The organism is Roseovarius arcticus (assembly GCF_006125015.1).
Classification (GTDB): domain Bacteria; phylum Pseudomonadota; class Alphaproteobacteria; order Rhodobacterales; family Rhodobacteraceae; genus Roseovarius; species Roseovarius arcticus.
Window position 1 is genome coordinate 2,954,858 of record NZ_SZZN01000001.1, and the last position, 18,631, is coordinate 2,973,488.

At 53.7% G+C, this 18,631-nt stretch carries 19 protein-coding genes; 8 read left to right on the forward strand and 11 right to left on the reverse strand.

The genetic code is table 11. The features are described 5' to 3' along the window. Nucleotides 1–13: 13 nt before the first annotated feature. A complete protein-coding gene (locus tag MK6180000_RS14185) occupies nucleotides 14–901 on the reverse strand; it encodes a LysR family transcriptional regulator (RefSeq protein WP_342777727.1) in 888 nt (295 codons plus the stop codon). A gap of 95 nt (nucleotides 902–996) precedes the next feature. On the opposite strand from MK6180000_RS14185, the gene MK6180000_RS14190 reads away from it, so the two are divergent. From MK6180000_RS14190 to MK6180000_RS14210, 5 genes are all read left to right on the forward strand, one after another. Further along, a complete protein-coding gene (locus MK6180000_RS14190) occupies nucleotides 997–1,755 on the forward strand; it encodes a class I SAM-dependent methyltransferase (protein WP_212751907.1) in 759 nt (252 codons plus the stop codon). Beyond that, nucleotides 1,752–2,480 carry a DUF2306 domain-containing protein gene (locus MK6180000_RS14195; RefSeq protein ID WP_138935323.1) on the forward strand — a complete coding sequence of 243 codons (729 nt, stop codon included), beginning with the start codon at nucleotides 1,752–1,754 and terminating at the stop codon, nucleotides 2,478–2,480. The genes MK6180000_RS14190 and MK6180000_RS14195 overlap by 4 nt, the downstream gene beginning before the upstream one ends. 263 nt (nucleotides 2,481–2,743) lie before the next feature. Next, complete coding sequence (locus MK6180000_RS14200; RefSeq protein WP_171054633.1) at nucleotides 2,744–3,169, forward strand: DUF4437 domain-containing protein; 426 nt, start codon at nucleotides 2,744–2,746, stop codon at nucleotides 3,167–3,169. After that, entirely contained in the window at nucleotides 3,166–3,486 is a 321-nt protein-coding gene (locus MK6180000_RS14205; RefSeq protein WP_138935325.1) for a metalloregulator ArsR/SmtB family transcription factor, read from the forward strand. The genes MK6180000_RS14200 and MK6180000_RS14205 overlap by 4 nt, the downstream gene beginning before the upstream one ends. Continuing rightward, nucleotides 3,483–3,896, forward strand: coding sequence for an SRPBCC family protein (locus MK6180000_RS14210; RefSeq protein ID WP_138935326.1), 414 nt, complete (start codon nucleotides 3,483–3,485; stop codon nucleotides 3,894–3,896). Before MK6180000_RS14205 ends, MK6180000_RS14210 begins: the two co-directional genes overlap by 4 nt. A 350-nt stretch (nucleotides 3,897–4,246) precedes the next feature. Here the strand turns inward: MK6180000_RS14210 and MK6180000_RS14215 are convergent, their stop codons facing one another. Next, nucleotides 4,247–4,837, reverse strand: a complete 591-nt coding sequence (locus tag MK6180000_RS14215; protein WP_138935327.1) for an NADPH-dependent F420 reductase — start codon at nucleotides 4,835–4,837, stop codon at nucleotides 4,247–4,249. Between the two features lie 111 nt (nucleotides 4,838–4,948). Here MK6180000_RS14215 and MK6180000_RS14220 point away from each other — a divergent pair, with 111 nt between their 5' ends. Beyond that, nucleotides 4,949–5,704 (forward strand): AraC family transcriptional regulator, encoded by a 756-nt coding sequence (locus MK6180000_RS14220; protein ID WP_171054634.1) that lies wholly within the window; start codon nucleotides 4,949–4,951, stop codon nucleotides 5,702–5,704. Between the two features lie 239 nt (nucleotides 5,705–5,943). Here the strand turns inward: MK6180000_RS14220 and MK6180000_RS14225 are convergent, their stop codons facing one another. From MK6180000_RS14225 to MK6180000_RS14240, 4 genes are all read right to left on the reverse strand, one after another. After that, nucleotides 5,944–6,591, reverse strand: a complete 648-nt coding sequence (locus MK6180000_RS14225) for a glutathione S-transferase family protein (protein ID WP_138935330.1) — start codon at nucleotides 6,589–6,591, stop codon at nucleotides 5,944–5,946. A 10-nt stretch (nucleotides 6,592–6,601) separates the two neighbouring features. Beyond that, entirely contained in the window at nucleotides 6,602–7,030 is a 429-nt protein-coding gene (locus MK6180000_RS14230; RefSeq protein ID WP_138935331.1) for an SRPBCC family protein, read from the reverse strand. Between the two features lie 91 nt (nucleotides 7,031–7,121). Continuing rightward, nucleotides 7,122–7,622, reverse strand: a complete 501-nt coding sequence (locus MK6180000_RS14235; protein WP_138935332.1) for an SRPBCC family protein — start codon at nucleotides 7,620–7,622, stop codon at nucleotides 7,122–7,124. Continuing rightward, the gene (locus MK6180000_RS14240; protein ID WP_138935333.1) at nucleotides 7,619–7,957 is read right to left on the reverse strand and encodes an ArsR/SmtB family transcription factor; all 339 of its coding nucleotides are present in this window, start codon (nucleotides 7,955–7,957) and stop codon (nucleotides 7,619–7,621) included. Before MK6180000_RS14240 ends, MK6180000_RS14235 begins: the two co-directional genes overlap by 4 nt. 612 nt (nucleotides 7,958–8,569) lie before the next feature. On the opposite strand from MK6180000_RS14240, the gene MK6180000_RS14245 reads away from it, so the two are divergent. Both MK6180000_RS14245 and MK6180000_RS14250 read left to right on the forward strand, forming a co-directional pair. Beyond that, nucleotides 8,570–9,616, forward strand: coding sequence for an alcohol dehydrogenase family protein (locus tag MK6180000_RS14245; RefSeq protein WP_246040533.1), 1,047 nt, complete (start codon nucleotides 8,570–8,572; stop codon nucleotides 9,614–9,616). Beyond that, the gene (locus tag MK6180000_RS14250) at nucleotides 9,613–10,734 is read left to right on the forward strand and encodes a mandelate racemase/muconate lactonizing enzyme family protein (protein WP_138935334.1); all 1,122 of its coding nucleotides are present in this window, start codon (nucleotides 9,613–9,615) and stop codon (nucleotides 10,732–10,734) included. The genes MK6180000_RS14245 and MK6180000_RS14250 overlap by 4 nt, the downstream gene beginning before the upstream one ends. Nucleotides 10,735–11,013: 279 nt before the next feature. Here MK6180000_RS14250 and MK6180000_RS14255 read toward each other — a convergent pair whose 3' ends face one another. From MK6180000_RS14255 to MK6180000_RS14275, 5 genes are all read right to left on the reverse strand, one after another. Further along, on the reverse strand, nucleotides 11,014–11,718 hold the full coding sequence (locus MK6180000_RS14255) for a 2-hydroxychromene-2-carboxylate isomerase (protein ID WP_246040534.1): 705 nt from the start codon (nucleotides 11,716–11,718) through the stop codon (nucleotides 11,014–11,016). 231 nt (nucleotides 11,719–11,949) lie between these two features. Next, a complete protein-coding gene (locus tag MK6180000_RS14260) occupies nucleotides 11,950–12,564 on the reverse strand; it encodes a dimethylsulfonioproprionate lyase family protein (RefSeq protein WP_138935335.1) in 615 nt (204 codons plus the stop codon). Nucleotides 12,565–12,888: 324 nt separating this feature from the next. Next, a complete protein-coding gene (locus MK6180000_RS14265) occupies nucleotides 12,889–13,332 on the reverse strand; it encodes a hypothetical protein (RefSeq protein WP_138935336.1) in 444 nt (147 codons plus the stop codon). An 85-nt stretch (nucleotides 13,333–13,417) separates the two neighbouring features. After that, nucleotides 13,418–17,425 carry an NACHT domain-containing protein gene (locus MK6180000_RS14270; RefSeq protein ID WP_138935337.1) on the reverse strand — a complete coding sequence of 1,336 codons (4,008 nt, stop codon included), beginning with the start codon at nucleotides 17,423–17,425 and terminating at the stop codon, nucleotides 13,418–13,420. A 587-nt stretch (nucleotides 17,426–18,012) separates the two neighbouring features. Then, on the reverse strand, nucleotides 18,013–18,492 hold the full coding sequence (locus MK6180000_RS14275) for an HGGxSTG domain-containing protein (RefSeq protein ID WP_138935338.1): 480 nt from the start codon (nucleotides 18,490–18,492) through the stop codon (nucleotides 18,013–18,015). Nucleotides 18,493–18,631: the final 139 nt, after the last annotated feature.

Sequence of the window (18,631 nt, forward strand, 5' to 3'; positions counted from 1 at the left end):
AGCCTAACTGCTTCTATCCAATGCCTTCTGCCAGCAGATCAAAAACCACGCGAATTCGTAGATTTGTCTTTAGCTCGCGGTGGGCCACCAGCCACGTCTCGATGCTGATTGGCTCAAACGCCAGATAAGGATTTTCAAGCTCCGGATAAGCCGCCCCTATTTCGATCGGAAGAATACCAATCCCAAAACCTTGCCGGATAAGTTCGAGCATCAGCGTGTGACTCGACGTTGAAAAATTGAAATTTGCTGTCGTTAGATTCACGCCACGTGATGTCATCAATCCAAGGCGCAGTTCTGGTTGGTCGAAACCGACAAACATTAATTTTTCAAGATCAGCGACCGTCTTTGGGCGACCAACTTCGTCAAGGTACTGTTTGGACGCAAAAAGATGCGCCGTTGTGTCCCTTAGCCGTTTCGCAAACAAGGTCTCGTCTTTGGGTCGACCATGACGGATTGCTATGTCAGCTTCACGCCGCCGCAAATCGCTTAACTCATTTGATGCGATAATCTCGATCTGAAGATCTGGCGCGGTGTTGCGCAATTTCTTGAGGATTGGCGGCAGAAAATGCGTCGCCATCAGGTCTGTAGCAGAGATCAACACATGTCCGGTCACAGCTTGGGATTGGCCGGTTGCGGCAAGGGATATGGTGTTTGCCGCATCGCCCATCGTCCGGAAATGTGAAAGCAACTCTACGCCTGATTGTGTCAGCAAAAGCGCGCGCGATGTCCGTTCAAAGAGTGTCACACCAAGCGCGTCTTCGAGACCCCCGACCTGTCGGCTCAGCGTTGGTTGCGTCAGCCCAAGGGCACGCGCGGCTGCGGATAGCGAGCCTTCTTCAGCGGTAACGAGAAACGCCCGCGCTTGGTTCCAGTCGAAAGCTGATCGTTTCCACTCCATCATTTACGTATACCAAACCAAGAATGATACGCAATTCCGTATCGATAAACGGCGTTCTATGTTTTGTCATCGACCAAACTTTAGGCAAGCAAAGAAATATGACGAAGCTAGAAAACCAAAGCCCGAGGGCGTCGCACACCCCTGCGATGGAAAAGGCAATCCCCATGACCTCTCGTCGCATTGGTTCTTGGGAAGTCTTCATTAGTAGGCGGCCGCTCTCCTCTGCGGACCTTGCCAGCCGTTACGACGCGGTCTCGGGTAGTTGGGAGCGGACGGCGCGTCGTTTTCAACTGGAAGCCGCGTATCGAGAACCGCTTGTGACCTCTCAAGTCGCAAGAGGCATTATGCAGATTGGGCCAGAGGCGCGGATACTTGATTGCGGCATCGGGAACGGGAGCCTATCGATTGCTCTTGATAGCATTCTTCAGGGTCCGGTCTACTACCATGGAATTGATACCTCTGCTGAAATGCTGGTGCAGGCCAGCTCCAAGATGCAGCACGCCGGGCTGCGCGCGCACCTTCTGCAAGCTGATGTTCTGACATTGCCCTATGATGATCAGTCTTTTGACGTTGTTATGGCCGCGCATGTCCTTGAACATTTACCGGACCCGCAACGCGCCCTTGCTGAGATGGTCCGCGTTCTAAGGCCGGGCGGAATGGTGTTCCTTTGCGTGACACGACACTCGATTTTCGGAGCACTCGTCCAACTTCTGTGGCGAACATGGGCGATCACGGAACAGCAGGGAGTTGCGTGGCTACATGGTTTCCAGCTTGTCGATGTCGGATACCAACCGGTTCAGCTCGGCTCCTGTGCTGGCTTCGCGAGCACTGCCTTTTGGGCACGGCGGCCCCAATGATCTCTTCAACTCGAAAAGTCCCCAAATTACGCCTCGCAAAATCAGAGTGGATCGTCCTTGGCTTCATCTTGGTCTATTCGTTCATTCCGGTTTTTGGCGGGTTGGTACGGGTTCTTGAGCTTGCAGGCGGGCCACAAATCGCACCAGCAAACCCGCGGGCATCGCTTGCTCCGCTCCCCATTACTTTCCACATCCTGAGCAGCATTCTGTTCTGCGTCCTCGGTGCTTCTCAGTTCTTGCCAAGCCTGCGACGCCAACGTCCGGCGGCTCATCGCGCCATCGGACGGGTGGTTGCGGTGGCGGGATGTGTGTCCGCGCTCACAGCTGTTTGGATGACGCATTTTTATGCCTTTCCCGAAGCGCTCCAGGGGGCCTCACTTTATTGGGTGCGGATGGTCTTGGGCCCAGCAATGATCGGCCTCATCATCTGGGGCGTAATCGCAATCAGATCCCACAAAGTTTTTCAACACAGCGCGTCAATGGTGCGGGCCTATGCCATCGCTCAGGGCGCGTCGACCCAAACCGTTTTGGGCATCGCCTGGATCATTGCGGTCGGCTCCGAAGCGATGGGGCCTTTACGCGACGGGCTGATGATCTTCGCTTGGATGCTCAATCTGCTGGCCGCAGAAATCTTGATACGCTCAATGCTAAGGCCGCCAAAGCGTCGGCAAAAGCATTCGTCACTGCCTCCTATTCGGCCTTCCACACCAAGAAACGAGATTTGAAATGACGTACCAAAATGGCAATCGAACCGGGCCATCGATGACTGCGAAGAGAAGCGTGACCCGGATGAGAGACAGAGGTCCCTGCAGCACAGGAACAAAACGATGAAATAAACTTGACCCAAACGCCCGATTAGAGAAGCGACCGTTGGACATGCAAAGCTTAACGTCTGTTTTACGCTTCTCCCTAATCGCAATGTCGCTTGACATGATACCTTTTGGTTTCGTATAGAAGTGATACCAAATAGTATCATAAAGGAATCAAAGTGAAACAATCATTCTTGGCATCGATTGTCGCATCACTCATTGCGCCCCTATCTGCACACGCCGAGCAGATCACATTATTGGACGCGGACGACTATGTTTGGGAGACAACGCCCGAAGGTGTCGCATTCTCTGCTCTACAGGGGGATCGGTTTGCAGAGCCTTATCAGGCGCTCGTCAGATTGCCCGCTGGAACGATAAGCCCACCACATGTGAAATCTGCAAATATGTTTGGGGTCACGTTGCAAGGTGAAATGATCCACTACGCCAACGGCGATGATCCTGACGCAGCCAGAGTAATCGGACCCGGTTCTTACTACCGCATTTCAAGCGGCTTGGCGCATATCTCTGCATGCGTATCCGATGAACCCTGCATTGCCTATCTGTATCAAGACGGGGCATTCGATTTCCAGCCCGCAGCACAATGACAGGTGCTGAACAGATGGGATTTCGGGCGCTGGCCGACCCTACCCGACGCAGTATTCTTCAATTGCTTGCCAACAACGACATGACGATTGCCGAAGTCGCTGACAACTTTCAGATGACCCGGGCCGCGGTGAAAAAGCACCTGACGATCCTTCGCGAAGGCAATCTCATCTCGGTTCAAGCAGAGGGCAGGTCACGGCTGAATTCGCTGAACACGGATGGGCTGAAGAGAGTAATGAGCTGGTTCGATTACTTCGATGCCTTCTGGGACGAGCGCCTCAACACTCTCAAGACAGAAATTGAAAAGGATATGCAATGACCGATACCGTACTCCAGAAATCAATCTATCTCAAAGCGACGCCTGCACAGGTCTGGGCCTATCTGACTGACCCCGACAAGCTGGCGATCTGGTTCCACAAGCCCAAGACGGCGCTGGTCGAAGGCGAGTATGAAATGTTTGGGACCGAAAGCGGCGATAGGCTGATGTGGGGGAAGGTCCTGGTCGCGAAGCCGTTCACGCAGCTTGAATACACCTTTGCGATTGCGCCTATGGGGGATCAGTCCAGCACGGTCAGATGGTTTCTAACTGAAGTTCCGGGCGGCACAAATCTATCCCTGAGACATGAAGGTCTGCCACAAGGGGCAGAAGCCTATGGACTTACACTAGCGCTCGACAAGGGGTGGGATGATCACCTTGCAAGGATGCGTACCTCCGCCCATGGCGACTAGAACAATCGCTTGCGTTGGAGGCACGGTGTCTGACGTCGCCCTTATAGTCTTAGCTAACTTTTCACTATTATGAAGCAAGGGGTTTGGCCGTCTCACATCGGCCAAACCTGACATTCGTTGCGCCGCAGAAAATAGGTAAAGTGGGCTCTTCAGGAACCTTCGCCGCGTGTTCCTCGAACGGCAAGTCTAGGACGACCCGCCTTTCGCTGCACCGTGTGCGAACTCAACAGATGCGGACGAAGCGGCCCTACGATTTTTCTGTGCAGATGTCGGCTTTGAGAAAACTGTTCAACAAACAGTGGTTTTTGGGAGGCGGACGATAGACCGCCCCCCCTGGGCAGGCGATCTTATCAGGCGGCTTTCACAAGTGCGAAACCGATCTCTGCACCGTGACCCAGTCCGTATCCGAGTTGAATCATCATCTCAGCCATCGGTTCGAGATACCGTGCGTTGCTGAGCGGGCCGCTTTCGATTGCCACCATTCCCAAGTCTTCGACAAAAGTCACGACCAGTGCGCGCGCATCAGCATCATCCCCTGCAACATAGACTGGCACTGGCGAGTCCGTACCAGCCGCCTGTGCCTTGAGAAGATCGGAAAAGACCGTGTTGAATGCTTTGACCACCCGCGTGCCGGGGATCATCGCAGCCAAAGTCTCCCCTGCAGACGTATTATACCCGACCGTCAGGCTCATGTAATCCGGTGCCAGCGGGTTGGTCACATCTATCAGCACCTTCCCGTTGAGCGCGTCCTGAACGGTTTTCCTGGATAGCAGCGCCTTCGCAGGATCATAGTGCAGGGCGAGCACGATTAGGTCGGCGGCCTTGATTGCGGCTTCTGCGTCTCCGTCCTGACCCACAACGCTCACGTCATATCCGGCTTTGCGGCTCAACTCGGCGATTGGCCAGCCCATGTTGCCGCGCCCAAGAATTGCTACCTTCATCAGTTTTCTCCTGTTTTGATGTTGATACCGGACATATAGCAACAGGAGGGTTGGCAGACTTTCCATTATCTGCCAAATAATATGGATTGGCAGCCAAATTCAAGAGACGCGATGACAACGCGGATTAATCCTGACCAGACGCCGATGCCTATCTTCGTTTTGAAAGAGCGGTATGAGCATATCCGTGTGCCGTTCCACGCGCATCGCCGCGCACAACTCATCCATGTGAGCCAAGGAACACTCACCGTTGCCACCCGGCATCATCAGTGGACAATCCCACCACAGCGCGGCGTCTGGATCGCACCCGGCACCGAACACAGGATCGTTTCTGCCACGCCTTTTACGCTGACAACCTGCTATGTCGAGCCAGAGCGCTACGGCGCACGACAACAAGGCGTTGTCGCCATCGATGCACTGACCCACGCGTTGTTACCCGAAGTTGCGGACCTCGGACCGGACTGGAAAACCCCAGAAGCCAAACGGTTGGTCGGCGTGTTGTTTGACCGGCTGAATACCTTGCCTGCTCCCAAAGCGGGTTTGCCGATTTCATCTTCTGCGCCATTGGCACGGTTGGCGAAACTTCTATTGAATGACCCCTCTAATCGCGACCCGCTATCGAAACTGGCCCCACGCGCGGGTCTAAGCGAACGCACCGCCGCGCGGCAATTCTTGTCGGAGTTTGGTATGTCCTTCGGTGTATGGCGGCGACAATTGCGGCTTCAAACGGCGCTGGCTCGACTTGGTGCAGGTGTCTCGGTCACTCAGACGGCATTCGACGTGGGATACAAAGACGTATCATCGTTTATCACGGCATTCCGCACGGAATATGGAACTTCTCCGGGCCAAATGTTCCGAGACAAAATTTAAACGCTCAAAAACCCTCCTTTTTGGAACAATAGAAAAACAGCTTATTTTTGACTGCCAAAAACCCCGTTCAAAACTCAAGTGGTTGTTGAAGGTTTTGGACTCTATTGTGGTAGCAGCCATTCGCCGCGCAGCAGAAATTTGGTAAAGTGGGCTCGAAGCCGATCTTCGTTGCAAAGTGCGTCTAGGGCGGCTTAGCGGGACGGAGCGACCCTTTGAATGTGCCGTCCGAAGGTCCGCTTTCACGCTGACGTGACGTTTTGAAAAACTTCGTATTGCGCCGCGAATGCGCGCTTGTAGGCGGGTCGATCAGCAGCACGGGCGATGTAGTTCATGAACACTGGATAGCTTTCCAATATCCCTGACCCTTCCAGCCTGCGGATCGCGTGGACCATCAGAATATCGGCGGCGCTGAAAGAACCTGCCAGCCAAGTTGCGTCACCAAAGGCATTAGCAAGCTGATCCAGCCGCATTCGTATACGGTCATCGACCATAGCGAACCGCTCGGTCTGCCAACTTTTTTCAGCCTCGAAGTATTTCACGTAATCGCGTTCCACGATGGGCGGCTCGACAGTGTTCAGAGCGGCAAACATCCAGCTGAGGGCCTTGGCCCGAGTAACGTTGTCTTCGGGCAGCAGGCGCGCGTTTCGTTCCGCGATATAAAGGACGATGGCCCCGGATTCGAACAGCACCACTTCACCGTCTTCATAGGTGGGTATCTGGCCAAAGGGCTGAAGTGCGAGGTGCGCCGGTTGCTTCATTTCCTCAAAGGCCACAAGGCGCACATCATAGGGCTGACCGGCTTCTTCCAGCGCCCAACGGATACGCATGTCACGAGCGAGTCCCGCGCCCTTGTCAGGAGACGATTTGCAAGCCGTGATGGTTGGCATCTTCGCTCACTCAACCCTTCGTATTCTGGTTTTCTGTATGCGCTTTGAAATTGTCGAGGATCGCCTGCCAGCCGTCACGCTGCATGTCGATGGCGTTTTCGGTCTCAGCGTCGAACGTGGTTGTCACCTTTGTGCCCCCTCGCACCGCCTCGAACGTGGTGCGCGCCTTGCGTCCGTCTATCATCGCGAGCGTCAGGGCCTTCTTGGGTTTCATTTCCTCGTAAGTCGCCACGAAATCGAAACCCATGCTGCCGTCTCTAGCCTCCATCCGTGCTTTGTGCGTGCCGCCGACGCGCAGGTCAGTTTGTGCTCTCGGGCAACACCAGTCATCGGAAGCAAAATTCCACTGCATGATGTCGACGGGCGAGGTATAGGCCTGCCAGACACGCTCTACCGGCGCATTGACGGTGGTGCTGATGGTGATCTTTTGGTTCGTCATGTTCATACTCCTGTTCGCCTGTCGGTCACGGTAGCATCAACCGCCGCGATTTTGATTCGGTGCATTGTTATTGTCGCTTCGAAGGCACGAATTACAGTCGGGTTTGGAGCAATTTGTCGAGCTGAGCCAATGTGGCTTCCATGCCCTGCTGCATGCCCATATCGATCACCTTTTGCAGCGCCTCGGGCGTCTCGTAGGTCGAGATTATCTGCACAAGAATTCGCGGCGTTGCGTCTTCAAACGTCACATCCCATGTCGAGACGGGCATGTTACGATTGATGCCTCCGTCCAAGTCGCTGAAAGCATCTTGCGCGTGATAGCCGTCCTTTGGTGTGATCGTCTCATAGTCAAAGCGGACCCAATGTTCGTTCCCATCAGGATCGACCATGGCGAAATGCCAATGCCCGCCTTTCTCGAAAGCCATGGATTTGGTTTTTGCCGTGAAAGGTTCGGGAGCGAACCACTGGTCCAGCAGATCGGCCTTGGTATAGCAGTCCCAGACCAAATCCTTTGGCGCGTCGAACTCGCGTAGGATAGTAAGCCTATTGGTCTGCATGTCAGCCTGAAAGCTGTAGTGGAGGTCGGGTTTCATCTGCCTTTTTCCTTCAGTTGTTGGAGCAGTTGATCGAGTTTTCGGTATCGCGATGCCCACTGCTGGCGCTGATTACTGAGCCAGTCCTCGACAGCCGTATATTTTTCTGGATTGAGTTCGCAGGTTCTGACGCGGCCCACCTTTTCGGTGGTGATCAGGCCCGCGTTCTCCAGCGTTCTGATGTGTTTCATGAACGGTGGTAGCGCCATATCGAAAGGCGCGGCCAGATCACTGACAGAGGCCGGACCATCGCCGAGCTGTCTCAAGACCGCTCTGCGAGTGCTGTCCGCGAAAGCGAGGAACACTATATCGAGTTCGGGGCTATTGTTATCCATGGGGGTAAGTATAGAGCGAGTCGTTACTTATCACAAAGGGTAAGTGTCGTCTTGTAGTTCCATGAAACAAGACCGGCCTTTCACGAGCGCCGCAGCATCCTGCAATTTGGGCTCCAAGCCGCCTTCCGCACCGCAGCACATACCCTTGATACGTGGCTGCTTGAATGTTGGCTGTCGCCATCGGCGCAGGGCAGCCCCGCACCTGCAGCGAATGCACACTGTCCGCCCCTTGATGTCGGCCGTAACGAACGGCCCAAAGCGGTCACTCAACGAGGACATGAATTTCTGCGGTTGCAGCCCGCATTGCCGCCGTTCGCCGCGTTTGCACAACTCGGAGCTGGTCGAACTAACAGTGTGCGGACAAAGCGAGAATTCTCTGCAAATACTCCAATGGCCGCTTCTGCCGAGAAGCTTTGGGACTAGAGGATCGGGATGTAGGCCATCGGCGCGAAAGCGACGAATAGTTCTACAGAGATGTCGGTAACTTATAATGGCAATACTAGACCCTTGTTATGATGGTTGGACCAAACCAGCTTACCTCGCTTTATGATTGGAAGACATTTGATGCGGCCAGATACAATGCATGCGGTTTTATTGACTGGTCACGGCGGCATGGAAAAATTGGATTACCGCACGGATGTGCCCATACCGCAGCCAAAGCCTGGTGAGTTACTGATCCAGGTCGCTGCGGCAGGTATCAACAACACGGATATCAACACCCGTATTGGCTGGTATTCGAAGGCGGTTAACGAGGGCACGGATACCGGTGGCGCAACTGGCTTTGACAGTGTGGACGATGATGACGCTAGCTGGTCAGGCACGCCGCTGACCTTCCCGCGCATCCAAGGTGCCGATGTCTGCGGTTATGTCGTGGCTGTTGGTGACGGGGTCAGCGACGCGCGTATCGGAGAACGGGTCTTGGTCCGTAATATGTTGCGCACCTACGTTGATTTTCGCCCCTATGAATGTTGGACTATTGGCAGTGAATGTGACGGCGGGTTTGCCCAGTTTGCGGTGGCCCCAGCGATCGAAACTCATGCGGTCGCCTGCAATTGGACCGACGCTGAACTCGCCTCTGTGCCTTGCGCCTATTCGACAGCGGAAAACATGCTGCATCGCGCAAATGTGGGCGCTGAACGGGTACTGGTGACGGGTGCATCTGGTGGTGTCGGGTCCGCAGCTGTTCAACTGGTCAAACGACGCGGCGCTGAGGTGATTGCGCTGTCATCGGCCTCCAAAACGGCAGAGGTTATGGCGCTTGGCGCGGACCGAGTGATCGACCGTAATGCCGACCTGGTCGCCGAGCTTGGGGCTGGGTCCATGGATGTGGTGATCGACCTTGTCGCGGGGGATCAGTGGCCATCGTTTCTGGATGTGCTTCGTCGTGGCGGGCGTTATGCCACCGCTGGTGCCATTGCAGGACCGCTGGCACAGATCGACGTGCGCACGCTTTACCTCAAAGACTTAACGCTGTTCGGCTGCACCTTTCAGGAAGACGAAGTGTTCGCCAATCTAATCGGTTATATTGAGGCCGGTGAAATCCGCCCGGTTGTGGCGCGGACTTATCCGCTGCGTGATATTGCCCTTGCCCAGACAGATTTTCTTGCCAAAAAGCACACTGGAAAACTCGTTTTAATCCCGCCGCAGGTGACGACATGAAGATTGCAAAAGTAGAACTTTACCAAGTTGATTTACCTTATTCAGGTGGGGTTTACCTGCTGTCCGGCGGGCGAGAATACACCAGCTTTGACGCCTCGATTGTGCGCATTGTCACGGATGACGGCATCGATGGATGGGGCGAAAGCACACCATTTGGATCAAGCTATATTGCCGCCCACGCCCTTGGCACCCGTGCTGGCATCGCGGAAATTGCACCGCATCTGTTAGGGCGCGACCCACGCCAGGTTGATCGTATCAACGACACAATGGATCAAGCACTTGTCGGGCATAACCACGCAAAAACCGCGTTGGATATTGCCTGTTGGGATGTTTTCGGCAAGTCGGTGAACCTACCTGTGTGCGAATTGTTGGGCGGATCAACAGGCATTCGGATGCCGACGATCTCATCAATTTATGCCGGTGATCCTGAGCATATGCGCGCGCGCGTTGCCGATCACCGCGCACGTGGCTACATGGGACATTCCGTCAAAGTTGGTGCGCTTGATAGCGAAGGCGGCCCTGCGCTGGACGCTGAACGCATTGCGGCGTCCCTCGCGGATCGCCAACCGGGCGAATATTTCATCGTCGATGCTAACGGCGGATTGATACCGGAAACTGCATTGCGGATGTTGCGGATGCTGCCTGCGGGCCTAGATTTTGTACTCGAGGCGCCCTGCGCCACTTGGCGCGAAACATTCAGTTTACGCCAAAGGTGTGATGTACCGATAATCATTGATGAGCTGGCACAACAAGACTGTGACATCTCCCAAATCGTGGCACAGGACCTTGCGGACGGCATCGGGTTGAAGATTTCCAAGGCAGGCGGCCTCACCCACGGACGCCGTCACCGTGACATGTGTGTCGCTGCTGGGTTAACTGTGTCTGTGCAAGACACCGTCGGTTCGACCATCGCCTTTGCGGGCATCGCCCATCTGGGGGCGACGGTGCCACAACGATACCTGCGCTGCATTCTGGATTGCCGTGATATGGTTACACTTGAAACCGCCGATTTTGACGCACCCATTACAGATGGCGGCGTCCTTACGCCCATGTCTCCAGGCCTTGGCATCACGGTCAAACGAGACGCCTTGAGCGACCCCGTCGCAACATGGCGGTGATTAAAGTTTATCGGCACAAACCCTGAAGCCGCCATTCGCTGCGGTGCCGAAAAATGTTAATTTGGGCTCATTGCCGCCATCGGATGCAGCACAGCATTGACCCGATCTTGGCTTCGTTTGGTGACACGAGCGGCCCAAACCAGCCATTCGACGGCATTCGAAATCGATTTTCCAATCTCCCAAAACCAGACATTCGCGGACTGCGCAACATCTTGAGATTTCAAACGGGTTAAAGTTCGGTTTTGCTGCCTTTTAGGCCCAACGTTGAGTTTGCAAAGTTCAATCTACGGGCGGATTGGACCACGTTGATGCAGAAAACGGTTGAGAAAGCGCTCGTTTGACCAATCCAAGATGATCCTGACCATAAAACGGTTCTCCATCGACAATATAGGTTGGCGAGCCAAAAATGTTCTGCTCTCGCGCCCAAATCGAATTTTCTTCCAACTTATCTTGAACCGTTTCCGACGCCGCCTGTTCCATCAGCGCATCCGCATCGTGCCCTAAACCCGCAGCCATCTTGGCAAGCGTTTGAGGGTTTGAAAGGTCGGCATCGTAGCGCCAATGGGCTTCGAGCAAGGCATGCGCCATCATATCGGTCTTTGTGCCAGTCTCTTCGAGCGCCAGGATCATGCCGGAGGCGAGGCTGTAATCGGCATCGTGGCATGTCGGTCGGAAATTGATAATTGGAACGTCGCGATACTCTGCCCATCTTTCAATTTCGCGCCCGAAGAAATAGTCCACATGCGCCTGCGTTCGCGCACGAAAAGGTTGGCTGCCTTGCGCTTCCACAACTGGAGATAACAGAACCGGCTTGTGGACCAGGGACACATGATATTCGACGCATAGTTTGCTCAGTTCCGCAGAGCCAAGGTAAGCAAAGGCAGAATGGGCTGAATAGATGTATTCGATAATAGGCAAAATACCACTATGGGGGATTCTGCATCGAATGCCCAGTATGTTCGGCCCAGAGGCGACATTGCTCAACAATCCTGCCACCGCAACGCAGCTTTCGTATTGCTCCCATTTTGGCGATTTGCACCTTTTTTTTGGTCTAACGGTCGGCCAGCAACCCCCGCTGACTAATGACCGCGCGACTCTGCGTCCCTGTTTATCCTGCTCTTTCAAAGCAATTGCCGTTTGCCACAGCCCATGAATTCAGTGACTAAGGTTTAGTGGGTCCCAATTAGATTGAAGTGAGGATCAGGCGGCTGACCCTCAGGCCTGCAACTGGGTCGCCTGACCCTCGATGAAGGCATAGGAGTGCGTGTTGATATCTCCACTCCAGCGCCAGATCGCGAGAAATCCTTCAGAACCAGTACAGAAGGCGTGCGGCATTAGGCTGGGGTGATGGATCATGTCACCCTCCCCCCGCATCCGGGTATCATCTCCTGCTGTCCACAACGCTTGCCCCGCGATAATGACATAGGTCTCGTCAGCATCATGAATATGCAGCGGGTAGTAGCTTTCTGGCCGCATATAAACCAAACCCAGCCTGACATCGGGCGCTGGGATCGGCCCTTCCGGCCCCAATAGGGTGGCCACGCTAATCATTGCGGCGATACTCTTTTCGGTACTCCTTTCGACGGGATTTGATCCCCAGGGCAGCAAATTATGTGCCTTAAGAGCCGCGCGTGCTGCCGGGTGTTCGCTACCAGCCAAGACCGTGCGAATGCCTTCAGCTAGGCAACACGGCCGCACCGGATCAAAGCTCACCGGCGATGGCGTCACCATGAGTGTCTTTGCCGTATGAGGCCCTTGCGGATCGGCCTCGGCCTCGTAAACTCGTGAGATTGCCTCAAGCATTTCTTGAAAAAGATCGTTCTGAACCATCGCCCCCACACTCCGAAAGACGCGTGAATCTAGGCCGATTTGCGCGCTTCAATCTGCGAGGAATGCGACCGGGTCAGGTCGCAATTATGCTGTCAGGAATTTTCGCGACATACGCGTTTGGATACCCAACACATTGTCGGGCAGTGGATGAAAGAAAATTGAACTGTTCCAATACCTGAAGAGCTCTCACCGCCTTCCTGCTGCGGCATTTCTACTAAGGTCACGTTTCCGGGATCGACGCTCTCGGCCCAGAGCGGCCATTTGCTTGGAACCAATCTGCTGCATTGCAGCTTCCCAAAAGCGGACGTCCTGTAGATGCACCCTCTATTCAAAAATGTCTGACAGCTTGGGGGCTCCGCACAAATCGAGACACGTTCGGCAAAGTTCGCTGAGGGGACCGTAGACAGGCACTCTTCCCAACTCACTTTCTTCCCCATAGCGAAGACGTCCAGAACCAAGAAGGTCAGAGATAATTTCGAGAATGCCGCGATCAATGCTGTCGGCATCAGCACCCAATTCAACGCACCTATCTAAGCATGCGATAAGGTTGTGACCAAGCTTTCGCACAATTTTCTCGTCCTCGCCGTGGTCCAGCAAAAACGCTTTCAGGGATAGCTCTATGGAATGTGCGCACAGAGTCATTACGGGCGGTGGTGCGGCAACCTCATATCCGGGCCAAAACCCGACCATCTTATCAGCAGCGTCAGCTGCCTCAAAATTCAGTTTTGCCAGATATTTATAGTAGTTTGCTCTTGAGGTTTCGTCCACGGAAAACACCTCTCTCCCCTCCTCGTGCTACAGTGACAACATATTCTATTCGGTCGACAACGCCTCAGTACCACTATTTGAATGCCTACTGTGGCTTCGATACATCCAAGACCACTATCTTCGTGGCTGAAGAAAGCTCACGGGGCTGATTTTTGCTCAGGGCTTCTAACATCTCTTCTGCGTCGTTGGGCCGCTCACCGACAGATGGCTTGGGGATTGTTTTCCCTACTACTGGGCCGTGCCAGATTACCAAATATACGCCCGTCCCATCTGTCCTGTAATTTTCTGAGTACGCCTCCAATTGCTCACTTGCAGCACTCCAGACATTGGCATGCCACTGTCTCTTGATCTCCACCGGAAGATCAAAGTCGTCGCACGTTAGCAACAGATCAACCCGCGTCTCGTTGGCCATCGCCCCTTCCTTGTGAACACGCACTCCATAGTTTTCCAACGGTTGCTCAAGACCATCTAAGAGCCTGTCCCTGCAGTAGTTTTCTATGTGGGGTTTGTCCCCTTCCCAATACGTCAGATACGTGTCAGTTTGCCCAGTTCGGATCCTAGTTTGGTAAATCTCCAACGCCTCCAAAAACAATATCTGAAGGTCAGACACATTCGTCGGCTTACCCGAAAGCAGTACGCTTCGGACATCCCCCAAAGTGGCAGTAGAATGATGCGTCTCAGCAAACGCACGCCGCGCGTTAGCTAGTGCGTGGAGAACATGGTTTTGATAATCGCCCATGCGTCCAGAGTCTGCGAGGTCTCTGAGTTTGGCAATTGCGTCCTTAGTCTTCCGATCACTGATCAAGTTGATGAGACCGTGTATCCAATTGGTAGCGTCCCAGCCGTTGTGTGACCCTGACCATCCGCTGCTCGGTGGGCTCACCACTGGCCACCGAAGTGCAAATCTATCAACCAAGAAATGGAGTTGCTCGACACTCAATTGCAACGAAGTATGCTCCTCAGTCCTGCGGTTCGATACGATAGCTTTGAATGCCCATAGGTGCTCATCGCTATCATCCGCAAACGAAACAAGAGCAGAGTGGAAACGACTGAAATCAAGCGCGAACGCCGCCGCATGCCATGCGCGCCGATGTTCGTCACTTGCCCACTCGTTTTTTTGGATTCGGGTCTCAACCAAATCTGCTATTTCAGAACGATCAACAAAGCGAACAGCAGCTTTTAGAATGCTCCAGACAGCGCCTTCTGATGCTTGCTCAAACCGCTCCAGCCACTCGACGGCAAGCTCAGGGAGAACGTCTGCGAACTGTTCTTCCGTCGTCGCTCGATGCAGACCAGAGACGTGTTCCTCTTTAACTTCCAAGCCTGGCTCAATCGTGTCCTTGAGAAAATTGAGTTTCGTTGCTCTGTCCTTGAACAGCACATCTTCAAGCTTCGGCTGTAGCTTTTCAGATGCGTTTCCTGAAAAATGTAGACCCCACCTACATGCTGAAAGAGCACAGAGCAGAACTTCTTTGGGCAAACAAGTCAGTGGCTTGCCCGAAAGGTAGACCTCCACACATAATGCTAGTGAGATTGTCTCAAGGTGGAATACCTTATTCTCGCGCACCCGCAGATCAGCGCAGTCTCTGACGCTCGGGATGTCACTCCGATTTCCGGCTGCTTCAAAGCCTGAAATGACAGAAGAAAGATTCTCTTTCCCAGCCATCTCGGCGATTCTTTCTTTAGGGGACGCGGATTCTTTGAATTCATAGAAGTGACCGAGCGAGGCCCGTGCTGCGTCGTACAGCGCGCCAAGGTTTTCCCCCTGCTCAATGCTCTTGCGGACCTCCGTGAAACTCGCATGTCTCCTTTGGGCCTTGAGTTCTCTTTCTTCATTATCCTTTCGTCGATGCTCTCGATGTTCCGCCTCATAGTCGTGCGCGGGTGGACGCAATAAGTCGTCAAGTACCGGTTGAAGCTCGGGGACCGCTACCGCTTGTTCTTTTGCCAGTTCCATCGCAATCCCATCAAAGTCACGATGAGACTGGGCCCACCGAACGAGGTTCTTCCATCGTTCTAGCCAATCCAAAGGTCTGTCATTCGCGGCAATTAGTCTATGCAGGTGATGGACGATGTCGGACTCTCTTAGATGCAGACCGGACGAAAGGTCTGAGAGTCGAAAAAATGTCATCCAGCCATGGCTATCGTTTTCGGCACTATCTAGGGCGAGTTCCTGGATCTGGCGTCTAATGTCGTCATTTTCGCTGAACCAAGGCTGCGCGACCTTTTCCCAATCCGATTTCCTGTATGAGTAGCCACTTAGTCGCGAAATCAGCGACCACAATTCTCCTGCCGCTGGTTTTTTGTCGCGCGATAGGACACGCGGGATGAACTCGAGTAGCCACTCCTCTAGCCCTTTGTGAATGCCCCGCTTGGCTCGGTCAGGATCTTCAGGAATGTCCACGGCAATCGCCTGTGAGATTTCCATGATTTGTTGGTCGGAGCATTCCCTTGAAATACGAAACCCAACGCCAGCGACATTTGGGTCATCCTCGTTTGAAGTGGCTGCTTCATAGGCTTTGATGTGAGCAGCTATCTCTTTCCCGGAGAAAAGTGCATGGTTGTGCGAAATGATCTCGTCTAGCGAAATCCTCAGACTCTCAGTAGTTCCACTCGCCAACAATTCCTCGGAAAGTGCCTTCCAGTCCGTGGGTTTCGAGCTACTCGCTAAAACGTCAATCGCCGCATGTCTTTCTCTTGGTGTCGCATTCTCGTTTATAACGATGCCCCTAAGATCATCCGCGACCTCGGCTGCCAAATCGGTTCCCTGAATCGCATCCAAAAGCGTGCATCTCAATTGGTATGATACGTCAACGTCCGAGACAGCTGCTAAAAACTCTTCCTTTATCGAAATTCGACCAAGACTTCGTCCAAACCGTGTGTACCAGTCCTGACCTCTGAAAAACGGATCTGTTTCGGACAGCGCCTTGAGTGCATCGAGCAAGGCCTTCACTTCACCGTCGGAGAAACCCGATAGATCGCCATATCTCAAACATCCGTAAGGATCATTTCGGATGTTTTGTAGTCTATTCGTTTCGTCTAGCGAAATCGTCCATGCATGGAGCCCTCGAAGTGCAGGAGGCACTTCTCCTGTGCCAAACGTTAGGTAACTCATTACTCGTGCAGGTGAGAGTGTTCGCGGATTTGCCCGAAATTCTCGCGCTAGCCAAAGGCCAGCTAAGAATTCAGCAACCGTCCTATGCGCTGGTTCGACGTTGTCTCTTTCAGCCGTTTTGAAGAGTTTGGTCTTGCAAGCCTGTTCTAAACTTTCCTCTGGATAGGCCTCACTGGCCAATTCTGCAGGTCTATGAAGAATGGGGGAGACCTGGCCACCCAATGAAATGGCGCGTCCTCCCGACATTAGCAGCTGAACACAAACCCACCCGGCTGCCTCGATGATCTGATCGGGAGTTGGCCGATCTGCGCCCTTCGCCTGATGGACTACATTGTCTTCGGCTGCCATCGCCTTGCAAGCAGAAAGGAACAGCTCTGTCTTCGTAGTTGGCCAACCATGGGTTTGGACCGCCCGAGAGAGCATTTTTAAAGTCTGAGGGTTTCTCAGAAGGTCAGTAGCCTCATTCTCTTCTGCATCTTTCAGGAACTGCTTTGCGTCCCCATCAAACGAGAAGTTATCGAGCAGCGCCAGGACCTCATCGTCGGAGAGATCGCCCATATGTGCAACTCTTGCCGTCTCACCGAATGCGGTCCTAATCCGAGGATCAAAAAGTGCGGACCGCCATTCGTAAGACCTGCAACTTACCAGCCAGTTCCTGTAGCCAAGTCGCTTAATCTCAATAAGTATTTTGGTGAATGCCTTCGGAATTTCTTCCGAGGCTACCTCGTCCAATCCATCAATGACCAGAAGCTGATCTTCAAATTCAGGAGTACTGTCAAAGAGGCCACAGACTACATCCTCCGCATGTATTTTCTGCCCGTTGAGCTGAAAGGCCATCTCGTTGCAGGCCTCGGTTTTGCCGCCGCCTGGTGCACCCAATAGAACCTTTGGCTGCTGCAATCGGGCGAAATCCAAGTCGGCCACCGTCGCTTGCGTTCCATCTTCCTTGTCCATTTGAAGAAATCGGTTGATGTACACGCGGTCGCTCCTGTCCGTCCTTGATCACCGTGAGCATTGCCCAATGATGTGCTGACGCCAAGGAGTAAATAGGAACGAAAAACCGCTAACGATCAGGAGCATGCAATATGCAAAGCCGCTCAATGTCTGCTTTCGTTCATGAATATGGGTGCTCTCGGCATTGCAGCGAACTTCCGCTTCCCGCCCATTCTGTGGAACAACTCCGTGTTGCTGCCGCAGAAATTGGCCCCTTGATTGGGGGGCAAGCGCCTTTCCTGTCAAGCGTTTCGTATTTGCTGCGGTGCAGGAAAGATCTGGGCCAGTTTGCGGAGGTTTTGGGCGGTGGCAACGAGTAAAAACTCGTCGTTTGCTCTGTTCGGGCCGTATGCAACATGGCGGGCGAACCTGCCCGGTGCATTCCGTCCCGCAGAACACCGGATTACAATAAAGGGACACCGGACAATAGACCCTGAAGGTCTCTAGTATAGCTTCAGCGTAAAAGGCGCCGCGCATGGATCTTAGCTGAGTCGCCAACCCATCCAGAAAGGCAGGACCTCTTCCGCAATGATCGGGAGCCGAAGTCGAGGCAAAGGGCTGAGCGTAGGCAGTCATTGGTCATGGCACTCTTTCGCCCTTCTCTTTTTCTGGGCCCTAGAAATACGCATTCGGCCAGCTTCAGTTTTCGGACCTGTGCTCAGCCCCCCATGCATCCTGCATCTTTTTCGCCCGGGGACGGGCTTGGCCTGGCACAATGAACCAGTGCGGGTCTTGGCTGCGCAGCTACTGATTTTATTTCCACCAATGGCGCCTCCTTCCTCGGGCGTGGGTTCAGCCAACTCCCGGGGCCTCTCGATTGTAAGATGCGTGATAAGTCGTTTAAATCGCACCGACCTAAGCACCGTGGAAACATCAAGGAAACCAATTCCAAGCTCTTGCAAAATTTGCATTGGCACCTTCGCATAGGCGCTCAGCAAGGTTTTCCGCTCCCAGTAACGGATCGTATCGGGATGCACCTCAATGTGTATCGCCAGTTGTCGGCGCGAAAACCCAAACATGCGGCGAAGCTCTTTCAGGTCTGAACCGGTCACCTTTTGTCCCTCGCGACATCAAACTCTCACTTTACCATGTAGCCCACCCGGCGTACAATAATTTGGATAAGTCCCCAATAATTTCCTTGTTTCGCGCAAGCTTAGCTTGGTGGAGCAATATAAAGTCAGCCACTAGTGC

Excerpts from the sequence above, each read along its gene's own strand:
- MK6180000_RS14205 (WP_138935325.1), top strand. The coding sequence starts at position 3,166 with ATGACAGGTGCTGAACAGATGGGATTTCGGGCGCTGGCCGACCCTACC.
- MK6180000_RS14230 (WP_138935331.1), bottom strand. The coding sequence starts at position 7,030 with ATGACGAACCAAAAGATCACCATCAGCACCACCGTCAATGCGCCGGTA.
- MK6180000_RS14225 (WP_138935330.1), bottom strand. The coding sequence starts at position 6,591 with ATGCCAACCATCACGGCTTGCAAATCGTCTCCTGACAAGGGCGCGGGA.
- MK6180000_RS14250 (WP_138935334.1), top strand. The coding sequence starts at position 9,613 with ATGAAGATTGCAAAAGTAGAACTTTACCAAGTTGATTTACCTTATTCA.
- MK6180000_RS14210 (WP_138935326.1), top strand. The coding sequence starts at position 3,483 with ATGACCGATACCGTACTCCAGAAATCAATCTATCTCAAAGCGACGCCT.
- MK6180000_RS14235 (WP_138935332.1), bottom strand. The coding sequence starts at position 7,622 with ATGAAACCCGACCTCCACTACAGCTTTCAGGCTGACATGCAGACCAAT.
- MK6180000_RS14215 (WP_138935327.1), bottom strand. The coding sequence starts at position 4,837 with ATGAAGGTAGCAATTCTTGGGCGCGGCAACATGGGCTGGCCAATCGCC.
- MK6180000_RS14260 (WP_138935335.1), bottom strand. The coding sequence starts at position 12,564 with ATGGTTCAGAACGATCTTTTTCAAGAAATGCTTGAGGCAATCTCACGA.
- MK6180000_RS14245 (WP_246040533.1), top strand. The coding sequence starts at position 8,570 with ATGGAAAAATTGGATTACCGCACGGATGTGCCCATACCGCAGCCAAAG.
- MK6180000_RS14185 (WP_342777727.1), bottom strand. The coding sequence starts at position 901 with ATGATGGAGTGGAAACGATCAGCTTTCGACTGGAACCAAGCGCGGGCG.
- MK6180000_RS14240 (WP_138935333.1), bottom strand. The coding sequence starts at position 7,957 with ATGGATAACAATAGCCCCGAACTCGATATAGTGTTCCTCGCTTTCGCG.
- MK6180000_RS14195 (WP_138935323.1), top strand. The coding sequence starts at position 1,752 with ATGATCTCTTCAACTCGAAAAGTCCCCAAATTACGCCTCGCAAAATCA.
- MK6180000_RS14220 (WP_171054634.1), top strand. The coding sequence starts at position 4,949 with ATGACAACGCGGATTAATCCTGACCAGACGCCGATGCCTATCTTCGTT.
- MK6180000_RS14190 (WP_212751907.1), top strand. The coding sequence starts at position 997 with ATGACGAAGCTAGAAAACCAAAGCCCGAGGGCGTCGCACACCCCTGCG.